Source organism: Bartonella sp. W8167 (genome assembly GCF_016100335.1).
Lineage (GTDB): Bacteria > Pseudomonadota > Alphaproteobacteria > Rhizobiales > Rhizobiaceae > Bartonella > Bartonella apis.
Map to the genome: position 1 here is coordinate 1,177,793 of NZ_JACFSQ010000001.1, position 11,174 is coordinate 1,188,966.

The window sequence follows — 11,174 nt, forward strand, 5'->3', positions numbered from 1 at the left end:
CCAAACACGGAGGAAATCGTTGATGATAGACAAGAATCGTGTTTCCGTCATTTGTGGTGACATTACGACGCTTGATGTTGATGCCATTGTCAATGCAGCCAATACAACTCTTCTTGGCGGTGGCGGAGTGGATGGCGCAATCCATAGGGCAGCTGGTCCCGAACTGCTTGCCGAATGCAAGGCGCTTAATGGTTGTAAAACAGGTGAAGCCAAGCTCACAAAAGGTTACCGTCTTCCCGCTCGCTACATTATCCACACAGTCGGACCGATCTGGTATGGCGGCGTCGACCATGAAGCAGAAAAACTTCAATCATGCTACAACAATTCGCTTGCAATTGCAAAAAACGAGCAGTTCCAATCTGTCGCATTTCCTGCAATTTCATCCGGTGTTTATGGCTATCCCCACAAGCAAGCGGCAAAAATTGCTATTTTCACCACTATCAAGTTTTTGGAAAATAATAATTTTCCCCAAACAGTCGTTTTTTGTTGTTTTTCAAAAGATATGGAAAAGATTTATCGCGATCAACTCCACCTTTTTCATCTCGACTCATAAATTTTTGAAAATGCGAAATGCAAATTTTCATCTATCAAGGCGTTTAACAAAAGCTGGCACACAAATGACAAATAAAAGCTCCAATTTTTCAGAAGTTAAGCCAATGGTTGGGCATTAACACCAAAATAGTCATCCCATATTTAGGGTGGCAGCAAAACCTGGCTCATCTGAGAGTGTTGCGCAAAACCATCAGATCACTGAAAATACTGTAGAGAAATGCTGCCCAACAAAGATAACTGGTTTCAGACGAAGTAAATTATGCAATATGGTTAACGAAGGGAGCCAAATTATGCTGATTCGCCGCTTTTCTATATTGTTTTTGACTTTGGTTTTTGTAGCTGTTTTGGGTGCTTTTGCCTTGTTTCACGCAAAAACTCCAGCTTATGCTAAGCCAATTTTTGCTCCCGTAACAACACAACCGACAAATTAATGATTGGCTTGCGCCGCGTTTTTGGCGGCAATCAGAATGAGTGAACATTCCGGCAAATCCGGCTTTGAAACTTTTGCGTTCATTTGGCTAATTTTCGTTGTTTTATCGACTATACCGCTATTTGCGAGTTTATTTTCACCTTTTCATCCGCTTTTTGATTCACTTGCCGATATTCGCATTCCTCTGGCCTTTTTAACAATCATATCGGCTCTACCTCTTTTTCTTACAAAATATTGGCGAAAAGCTCTTTTCCCGATTGCATTTGTCGGTGTTGTCATCAGTTTAAGCATGAATGATGGCGGCGTTTCGCCAAACTCCGGAATACTAAAAAGCTCGACTGTCAAACTGTTGCAGGCCAATTTGCGTTTTGACAATCAAACTCCGGAAAAATTCCTGGCTCTTATAGAAAAAGAAAAGCCTGATATTATCACGGTGCAGGAAGCATCCGCAAAATGGCGCGACTTCTTTCAAAATAACAATTTGAAGATTATCGGTTGCGTAGCCGATAATGATCGCGCAGGTGCGACAGGCGTTATCCTGTCAGATAGTTTTTTATCCCAATACGGTTTTTCCGGTTCTCCTATCGTCACATGTTATGATGCAACAACGACCCGTGGTTACTTAGCAAAAATAAAATTACAGGGAGATAATCCAAACCATCTTCAACTTGATATCATCTCTGCCCATCTCGCCTGGCCATGGCCGTTCGGGCAAAATTTACAATTGAACGAACTCGAAAAGGGTGCATTCAGAAATGATCTTGAGAGCAATATTTCCGGACGAATTGTTGCAGGTGATTTCAATAGCGTATCTTGGAGCAACACCGTTTCAAGAATGGAAAGACTAACCGGTACACGTCACATTTCCGGCATCGGTCCAACATGGCTCTCATATAGCTTCCCCGCCCCTTTACGGCCTTATTTAGGACTCCCTATTGACCAGATTCTGCTTTCCAAGGACATCAAAACTACAAGCGTTAAACGCCTTTCATGGTTTGGCTCCGATCATCTACCGGTACTTGCCGAATTCTGTTTCAAATCTGACCGGTTTTGACACAAAAACTCAGTTAAATTCCGGCGATTCCATGAAACTCTGAGAAAAACAAAGCCAAATCCGGACTGAATGAACCTTTTTCTGTTTTATTTTTGAATTTCTTTAAACGTTACGCATTTTAGTTCAGACCATTTTCTCGTAACGAGATTTTCTAAAAATGTTTATGGAAACACCTATGTTCACGAATAACGAAGCCTTATTCGACCTCATTTCGGAGAGTGCCGACCACGTAGAAGAATATGGGTTGACGGTCGACTTACAACGGTTAAATGAAAGCGGCGCACTTCGTGCCTGTTTGCCCAAAAAGCTTGGTGGAAGCAATTGGGCATTGACAAAAAGCGAAGATGAAACGAAAGCCGCATTCGATTTTTTACGCAGGCTTGGCAAAGCCAATCTTTCGCTGGCTCGCCTTTTCGAGGGGCATCTTCATGCCGTGCGTCTTATCGAACTTTTTGCCGAAAATCGTTTGAGAAAAAACATTTTTTCCAAAGTCAAAGAAGGTGCTCTTTTGGGAGTTTGGGGTGCCAGTCTCAATCAACCTTTGAGATTTACCACTTTGCCGAACGGAAAAATCAAGCTCCACGGTGTAAAACGTCTGGTAACCGGATTGGGAATGGTTGAATTCGCAATTATACGTTTAAGGAACAACGACGATGATTGCGACCAGCTTGCTGTGGTAGATGTCACCGATACAGCCCGACAAAATATCGAATACTGGGATGCTTCGGGCATGCGCCCTACTCTTACCGGTTCGTTCGATTTCTCTGATATGGAAATAAGAGAATCCGATCTTTTGGGAAAACCTGGCGATTTTCATCTGGAACCCCATTATATTGGCGGCGTATGGCGCCATAGTGTTGCCCATCTCGGGGGTGCCGAAGCCATTATAGATACCTGGCGCGAAATGCTCATCCGGAAGAACCGCCTTGATGACCCTTTTCAGTTAACGCGGCTTGCAAAAGCAAGATCGGAAACATTGGCGGCGTCTGCAATGCTTTTTAAAACTGCTTGTCTCGTCGAAGAGGCTACGCGCAAACCCACGAAGGCTAATGTTGACGATGCAGTTCTGGCCTGTCTTCTGGCGCATGACCAGATGGAAGATGTGTGCGTCCGAATTCTTAACCTTTGCGAGAAATCACTTGGCATGGAAGCCTTTATCGAACGTTGCCCGATCGAGCGGATGCGGCGTGATCTTTCCATGTTTATCCGCCACATTGCTCCTGATGCAAGGCTTCTCAAAGCCGCAGGTTTTCTCATGGAGCGGTATGGCGAACCGCTGTGGTGAACCTGTTTGTCGACCATTATAAATTTCAACGCATCAAAAAGCGCTGCATGACATAAAACAATAAATGCTTTTTGTTGGAAATATTTGGGCGCCATAGCGCTCAGGGCATCTCCGAAAAGTCAAATTTTTGCACCCGTTCGATTAAGGAAAATTACAATTTGCGTGTCTGACCGGTTTTCATAATAGCGGCATCATCCGACAAGATTTTACACACAAGAGCGTCTTCACTTGACTTACGATGATGCGAGGCGTTCGTTATCAAAAACATCTGATATCCAAGCTTGAAGAGCTTTATTGCTTGGTCTATTCATTAGCTTTAAAAAACAAAAGGCTAATATGTCAGAGCGGCACAACAACACGATTTCCTTCGAGGAATTGCTTGGCTTCTATTCCGAAGCCGGTGTCGACACGCCCCTTGCTGACAAACCAATTGATCGTTTTAAGCAATCGGCTGAAATAGCAAAACGGTTAACTGCCGCCGCACATGAAACAACCAATCCACCACAAAGGGGAACCGTTCACTCCGCTACCCGCCATGCTGCAACGCCGCGTATTTCGATTGAAGGACAAGTAGCGACAGCAAATGAACTTGCCCGCAATGCCAGAAATCTTGATGAACTGTTCGACGCACTCAAATCCTTCAACGGATGCACATTGAAACTTACCGCGAAAAACACGTGTTTCGCAGATGGCACGCCACATTCGAAACTGATGCTCGTAGGTGAAGCACCGGGGCGCGAAGAGGATTTACAGGGCATTCCTTTCGTCGGTCGATCCGGCATGTTACTCAACCGTATTCTCGCGGCAATCGGTTTGAAACGCGAGGGCGTTTATATTGCGAATACTATACCATGGCGTCCACCTGGTAACCGTACTCCGACCCCCATGGAAACCGAGCTTTGCCGTCCGTTTATCGAGCGACAGATAGAATTGGCTGCGCCAGAAATTCTTGTTGCTCTGGGCGGGCCAGCTATGCAGGTGCTGACCGGTGTCAAAAACGGTATTATCCGCACGAGAGGAAAATGGCTCTCGCATCAGATGGATAACGGCAAAACCATTCCGGTTATGCCAACATTTCACCCGGCCTATTTATTGCGAACACCGAGCCAGAAGAAACTAGCCTGGGCTGATTTTCTGGAAATCCGCAATGCGCTTGACCAGCGGGTTTAAGCATTCGGGATTTGCACTCAACGGTGTTTATGAAACAGTGCACGGTGGCGTGTATGGTTTTTACCGATAACATGGGACTCACGCAATATAATGAAAATGCCCGAGCCGATGACGAGGCACGCACCGAACAACATTGCTATTGTCGGAACTTCATCAAAGACGAAATAGCCGCTCAAAAGGCTTAACAACATTGATGTATATTCAAATGGTGCAACTGTTGAAGGTTCGGCATGCCTATAAGCCTGAGTCATGAAAATTTGCGCAATGCCACCGAACAAACCGGCCAGAACGAGCATGGAGGCCTGATAAAAATCGGGAACAACCCATCCGAACGGAACTGTAATTAATGATATAATGCTTGACGTTATCATGAAATAGAGAGTGATCGTCGTTGTCTTTTCGGTAAACACAAGTTTGCGGACAAGCAGCATCGCGATGGCTGCCATGATTGCTGCACCAAGCGCGGAAAGCGCACCGATTGAAGCGCTGACATCGGCATTTGCCGTACCAAGAATGGTAAGGCGTGGCCAAACAATGATCAACACACCGATAAGGCCGACGATCACCGCACTCCAACGATAAAAATAAACTTTTTCATGAAGAAAGATGGCACATAAAACCACAAGAATGAGCGGTTCGCCATAACCAATGGCAACTGTTTCGGGAAGCGGTAGAAGGGTCAAAGCATAAAAGCTGAATAGCATTGAAAAAGTGCCGAACATTCCCCGAAAAACATGTCCGGTCAGGTTTTTGGTGTAAAGCACCGTTTTAAGCTGTTTGAGTGACATGACCCAGAGGATGATCGGGACAATGCCAAAAAACGATCTAAAGAAGCTTAATTCGCCAGCCGGAACGCCTTTGGCCGACTTTAAAAAACTATACATCACCACAAAACAGACGACCGACAAAATCTTCATCCAGATTCCGAGCATGACATTCCCCGAAGGGGCATGCGGAATAGCCGGTGATTGTTTTTGCACGAGTTTCCTCCTGTCGGTAAAGCGTTTCATTGGCAGTCGTTAAGACTGAAGGAATAAAATTGCCAGTTGCTTTGCGTAAGACATCTTTTTCGTTCATATACAACGTCGATGTCAAAATAAATGTTTTGACCGTCGCGCAAATGATATTTCCCATTCACATTGGTGTGCATGAACAGAGATTTCTTTTCGAGCCGGTTGTCGTTTCGACAAAATATGCTTACCTTCATGATAAACTTCTATAAAAAGGCACGATTTATGACCAAATCTGACACTCCAGTATATCGTCTTGAAGATTACTCGCCCACCGATTACGCAATTTCCAACACCGAGCTTGATTTTTCGCTTCACCCCACTGAAACAATCGTAAAATCGAAGCTTTCGCTTTCCCCCCGAAAAAACACCAAACCGGGAACACCACTGGTTCTTGTCGGGGACGAATTGAAACTGTTGTCAGTGGCAATCAATGGTCAGAAACTCGAACCTAAAGACTATTCGGCAACACCTGATAAACTTGAAATTCACAATCCCCCTTCAGGCAAATTTATTCTTCAGGTTGCCACGCAAATCAATCCCAAGAAAAATCGCCAATTGATGGGGCTTTATCTGTCTAATGGTGTCTATTGCACACAGAACGAGCCACAGGGCTTCCGCCGGATGACCTATTTTTATGATCGTCCCGATATTCTGTCGGTTTTCAGAACCCGGATCGAAGCGGATGAGAAGAATGAGCCTGTACTTCTTTCCAATGGCAATCTCGTAGAAACCGGAAAACTTGAGGGCGGACGCCATTATGCAATCTGGGAAGATCCGCATCCCAAACCATGCTATCTTTTCGCTCTCGTTGGAGGTGCTCTTGACCATTATGATGACAGCTTCACCACGATGTCTGGGCGGAAAGTAAAACTCGGAATTTATGTCGAAAAAGGAAAAAGGGAACGCGCGGCTTATGCAATGGATTCACTCAAACGTGCTATGCGTTGGGATGAAGAAAAGTTCGGGCGCGAATATGACCTTGATATTTTCAATATTGTCGCTGTTTCCGATTTCAATATGGGCGCAATGGAAAACAAAGGACTTAATGTTTTCAATGATAAATATGTCCTTGCCGACCCGAACACAGCAACAGATACCGACTATGCCGGCATAGAACGCGTTATTGCACACGAATATTTTCACAATTGGACAGGCGATCGCATTACCTGCCGTGACTGGTTCCAACTTTGTTTAAAAGAAGGTTTGACAGTCTATCGCGATCAGGAATTTTCGTCTGACCAACGCTCGCGCCCTGTTCATCGTATTTCCGATGTTCGTGTACTGAAAATTGCGCAATTTCCTGAAGATGCTGGCCCCCTTGCCCATCCGGTTCGCCCACGGCAGTATCGTGAAATCAACAATTTTTATACGACAACCGTCTATGAAAAAGGGGCAGAGGTCGTACGCATGGTTCATACCATGCTTGGCGACGAGCTTTTCCGCAAAGGCATGGATCTTTATTTCCAACGCCATGATGGCGAGGCTTGCACCATTGAAGACTTCATCGCCTGTTTTGCCGATGTTTCAGGACGTGATTTATCACAATTCATGCTGTGGTATGAGCAAGCAGGAACACCGACAGTAACCGTTGACAGCCATTATAAAGATGGTGTCCTGACACTTGATTTGACGCAGACTGTTCCCGATACTCCCGGTCAATCGAATAAAAAACCGATGGTTATTCCCCTTTCCTTCGGGCTTTTGGGCAAAAACGGTAAGGATATGCCCTATCAGGCCGATAACCATATTGAAAACAATGTCATTGTTTTATCCGAAGCAAAGCAAACCGTTCATATCCGGGACCTGAAAGAAAAGCCGGTTTTATCGCTGCTGCGCGGATTTTCGGCCCCGATTAATCTGAAGATGGAAGAAAGTGACGATGACTTGGCTTTCCGCGCACGCTTTGATGCCGACGAGGTCAACCGCTGGGAGTCACTCAACCAGTTAATGGGTAAGGCTCTGGTTGCTGCAATTGCCGACCATACGCATGAAAAACCCGAGATGCCTGAAAAACTTCAAGCCCTTATTGAAGCACTTCTTGACGATGACACGTTGGAACCTGCTTTCCGGTCACTTTGCCTCCAATTGCCTTTGGAAGTCGAACTTGCCCGCATGATCGGTCATGATGTTGATCCTGACCGCATCTTTAATGTTCGCCAGTCTTTCATGAAGTCGCTGGCTGAACATTTAAAATCGAAAATGCTGCAAGTTTTCGACAAAATGCAGACAGCAGGCCGTTATTCGCCAAAAGCCGAACCGGCTGGCAAACGTGCGTTGAAAAACACCGTTCTGAATTATCTGGCACTTGCCGAAAACACACCTATCCGTGCTTTTGAAGCCTATAAGACAGCTGACAACATGACAGATAGGATGGCAGGGCTAACCATTCTGGTTCATCATTTTAATGAAACCGATGAAGCTAAAGAAGCACTTTCCGATTTCGAAAAGCGTTATGGCAACGACCCGCTTGTTATGGACAAGTGGTTCTCTGTTCAGGCGACAGTTCCTGGCGAGGAAACCTTGGCGCATGTCAAAGAGCTTATGAAACATCCGCTCTTTTCGCTTGATAACCCGAACCGGACTCGTGCGCTTATTGCCGCATTTGCAGCTTCGAACCAGACGGGCTTTAACAGGGTTGATGGTGAAGGATACAAGCTGCTCGCTGATATTATCCTGACTGTAGACAAAGAAAACCAGCAACTTGCTGCGCGTCTTTCAACGCTCACGCGCTCATGGAAGCAACTCGAAACAAAACGTCAAAATAAACTCAAGGAACAGTTGGAACGGATATTGAAAGCACCAAAGCTTTCGGTGGACGTTTCCGACATCGTAAGCCGCACACTCGGTTAACAATCGAAATTCCGGCGGGAAGAAGATATTTCTTCCCGTTTTTTTCTTGAAAATTTTCTGAAATATTCCTCGACGCTACCCGTTAAAACGGCCTTTTCCTGTCAGGACGCTGTGACAGCGTTAAAAAATTATTAAAGCTTTTGTTCTAAGCTTGATGAATGAAAAAAGATCCCACGCAAAGAAAAAGCTGGACAGGACGAATCAGTTTTGATTCATTGGGCTTGTTCGGATGTTTTGCGTACCGAATCAGTTCTCCGGTTTATCCGTTAACTTTAGAGGGGGCCAGAAATGGCGCATTTGGACGCGTTAGACGCGCCCACAGGGACGTTTGTTGATTCAAAACCTTCGCAAAAAAAGCGTAAGGCCGGGTCAGCTCATGTCGATTTGCTTTCTGGTCCAGCCTATAAAAGGCTGCTCACAATCGAGCCATGGCTGCGTCGTGCCATACCTCTGATAATTCTGATTTTTCTTGTTTTGCTTGCAGCAACCCGTCTGGTCCAGCTTTACGAATGGCGGCAAACAATTGATACGACAACAAGATCGGCCATTATGCTGGCAACCGGACATATCGGCAGTTCTGTTGACCGTGCTGTCTATTCAAAAGAACAGGATGAACCGAATTCGGGTTCAATTTCAAACAACGATTTGCAAAACATCCTTATCGACTTCCGCACACAGGGTTTGATTGCAAGCTCGGCCCGTATTGCTATCGTTGATGAAACAGGCACTGTCGTTGCAGCCTCGGGGATGGAGACGCTGATCAATCGTCCCCTGTCGGATTCAGTTGGTGATGCACAAGCTCTCTTTGTACTCGGACGCAGTGCCGGTGTGATGGAAGTCAAAATTGACGGAAAAGCTTCATTGGCATCTTTCGACCAGGCCGCGCAAGGAAAATTCGGTGTGTTTGTCGGAGAAGAAAGCGAGCAGATATACCTTGAATGGCGCAAAACCGTTTCAATCAATATCACGATTTTCGCCGGAACAGTCGGCGTCATACTAGCCATTCTTTACGCCTATTATGCGCAGGCTGCGCGTGTTCGTGATACCGATCTCATTTCTGAAAAAATCCAGAACCGCATCGACATGGCGATGATGCGCGGGCGTTGCGGCTTATGGGATTGGAACATGGCAAGCGGACGCGTTTATTGGTCGCGTTCCATGTATGAAATGCTTGGTTTCAAACCGAAAGATGCACTTCTGTCGATCTCTGAAATCACTTCCATAATCAATCCTGCCGATGCCGATCTTTATGAACTGGCACGTGATTTAATGAGCGGTGAAAAAGATCACATTGATATCAACCTTCCTATGCGCCACGCGGATGGCCATTATGTTTGGATGCGTATTCGTGCCGAGGTTGCTCAAGAAGAAGAAGCCCACCTCGTCGGTATTTCATTTGACATAAGCGAACAACATCAATTTGCCGAGCAGACGGCACAAGCTGATCTGCGTATTCGCGATGCTATAGAAAACATTTCGGAATCCTTTGTGCTGTGGGATTCGGAAGGGCGTCTCGTCATGTCAAACAGCAAGTTCCGTGAATATGCTTCACTTCCCGACCACATGTTGCAACCCGGGGTGCAAAGGGCTACAGTCGAGGCAATGGCAAAACCTGCCATCAACGAAATGTCGGTTGAGCATGATGACACCGGCAACTTTACCAGTATCCGCCAAATGGCTGATGGAAGCTGGCTCAAAATTAACGAACGCCGTACGCAGGATGGTGGTCTGGTCTCGGTTGGTACCGACATTTCCGAACTCAAACAACAACAAAAAAGTTTGGAAGATAGCGAGAGACGGCTTTATTCCTTTATTCAGGAACTGAAACTCGCCCGCCAGAGCGCTCAACAGCGCGCCACCGAAGTTGAAAAACTGAATGAAAGTCTGCAATCGGAAAAAGAACGTGCCGAAAGCGCCAATAAGGCAAAATCCGAATTTTTGGCAAATATGTCACATGAATTGAGAACGCCGCTCAACGCCATTATCGGTTTTTCGGAAATGATGATACAGGGCACCTTTGGCCCATTGGGATCAGAACGTTATGCCGAATATATGAATGATATCCATAATTCGGGTACGCATTTGCTGACACTTATCAATGATATTCTTGATATGTCCAAGATCGAAGCCGGACGGTTCACCCTTTCAAGCGAAAATGCCGATCTTGAGCCGATTATCAGCGAGACATTGCGTACTTTGACGCCGCAGGCACAAGAAAAGAATATCACTGTAACAGCCGATATTACACCGAAACTCCATGGCGATATCGACCGGCGAGCCATTCATCAGGTATTCCTCAATATTCTTTCTAATGCAGTCAAATTCACTCCGTCAGGTGGCCATATCGACGTTAAGGGCTATCAGAAAGACGACAAACTTGTCTTTGTTTTCGCCGATACCGGTGTTGGTATTCCTGAATCGGCCATTGCAAAACTTTGTCAACCTTTTGAACAGGTTGAAAACCAGTTTACCAAAACCCATGCCGGTTCCGGTCTTGGACTTGCAATCTCTCGTTCTCTGGTCGAACTTCATGGCGGAGCGCTTGATATTGCTTCAAAAGAAGGCAAGGGAACAACGGTTACCATCACCTTGCCGATTACCCAGAAACACTAACTTCTATCAAACTTTAAAGTCTCATTCGTTCGGAATGTGTTCGTTAATAATCCCTCTTCTCCACTTCGGTTTTCTATGGTGATCGTTAGAGAAAACTCGCAACCTCTGTCAGAAAAAGGCGGCGTCGCTTAACTTTCACACGTGCCCGTTCATCATCCCCGCCGTTCATTATCATGCCCATCCATAATCCTGATTGTTCGCCAATCT

At 45.7% G+C, this 11,174-nt stretch carries 7 protein-coding genes; 6 read left to right on the forward strand and 1 reads right to left on the reverse strand.

What is annotated here, in order from left to right:
* Positions 1 to 22 precede the first annotated feature (22 nt).
* The 4 genes from H3V12_RS04920 to H3V12_RS04935 all read left to right on the forward strand — a co-directional run bounded on the left by H3V12_RS04920 (position 23) and on the right by H3V12_RS04935 (position 4,491).
* A complete protein-coding gene (locus H3V12_RS04920) occupies positions 23 to 553 on the forward strand; it encodes an O-acetyl-ADP-ribose deacetylase (RefSeq protein WP_198213197.1) in 531 nt (176 codons plus the stop codon).
* Between the two features lie 466 nt (positions 554 to 1,019).
* Positions 1,020 to 2,036, forward strand: coding sequence for an endonuclease/exonuclease/phosphatase family protein (locus H3V12_RS04925; protein ID WP_198213199.1), 1,017 nt, complete (start codon positions 1,020 to 1,022; stop codon positions 2,034 to 2,036).
* Positions 2,037 to 2,211: 175 nt separating this feature from the next.
* Positions 2,212 to 3,321 (forward strand): acyl-CoA dehydrogenase, encoded by a 1,110-nt coding sequence (locus H3V12_RS04930; RefSeq protein WP_198213201.1) that lies wholly within the window; start codon positions 2,212 to 2,214, stop codon positions 3,319 to 3,321.
* 336 nt (positions 3,322 to 3,657) lie between these two features.
* Positions 3,658 to 4,491, forward strand: a complete 834-nt coding sequence (locus H3V12_RS04935) for a uracil-DNA glycosylase (RefSeq protein WP_075870099.1) — start codon at positions 3,658 to 3,660, stop codon at positions 4,489 to 4,491.
* Positions 4,492 to 4,508: 17 nt separating this feature from the next.
* Here the strand turns inward: H3V12_RS04935 and H3V12_RS04940 are convergent, their stop codons facing one another.
* Positions 4,509 to 5,423, reverse strand: coding sequence for a DMT family transporter (locus H3V12_RS04940; protein WP_198213826.1), 915 nt, complete (start codon positions 5,421 to 5,423; stop codon positions 4,509 to 4,511).
* A 303-nt stretch (positions 5,424 to 5,726) separates the two neighbouring features.
* Here H3V12_RS04940 and pepN point away from each other — a divergent pair, with 303 nt between their 5' ends.
* Both pepN and H3V12_RS04950 read left to right on the forward strand, forming a co-directional pair.
* Complete coding sequence (pepN, locus tag H3V12_RS04945; protein WP_198213203.1) at positions 5,727 to 8,354, forward strand: aminopeptidase N; 2,628 nt, start codon at positions 5,727 to 5,729, stop codon at positions 8,352 to 8,354.
* A 288-nt stretch (positions 8,355 to 8,642) separates the two neighbouring features.
* Positions 8,643 to 10,967 (forward strand): ATP-binding protein, encoded by a 2,325-nt coding sequence (locus H3V12_RS04950; protein WP_075914791.1) that lies wholly within the window; start codon positions 8,643 to 8,645, stop codon positions 10,965 to 10,967.
* Positions 10,968 to 11,174: the final 207 nt, after the last annotated feature.

What these genes read in the sequence shown, in the direction of transcription:
- H3V12_RS04920 (WP_198213197.1), top strand. Translation starts at nt 23, where the DNA reads ATGATAGACAAGAATCGTGTTTCCGTCATTTGTGGTGACATTACGACG.
- H3V12_RS04925 (WP_198213199.1), top strand. Translation starts at nt 1,020, where the DNA reads ATGAGTGAACATTCCGGCAAATCCGGCTTTGAAACTTTTGCGTTCATT.
- H3V12_RS04930 (WP_198213201.1), top strand. Translation starts at nt 2,212, where the DNA reads ATGTTCACGAATAACGAAGCCTTATTCGACCTCATTTCGGAGAGTGCC.
- H3V12_RS04935 (WP_075870099.1), top strand. Translation starts at nt 3,658, where the DNA reads ATGTCAGAGCGGCACAACAACACGATTTCCTTCGAGGAATTGCTTGGC.
- H3V12_RS04940 (WP_198213826.1), bottom strand. Translation starts at nt 5,423, where the DNA reads ATGCTCGGAATCTGGATGAAGATTTTGTCGGTCGTCTGTTTTGTGGTG.
- pepN (WP_198213203.1), top strand. Translation starts at nt 5,727, where the DNA reads ATGACCAAATCTGACACTCCAGTATATCGTCTTGAAGATTACTCGCCC.
- H3V12_RS04950 (WP_075914791.1), top strand. Translation starts at nt 8,643, where the DNA reads ATGGCGCATTTGGACGCGTTAGACGCGCCCACAGGGACGTTTGTTGAT.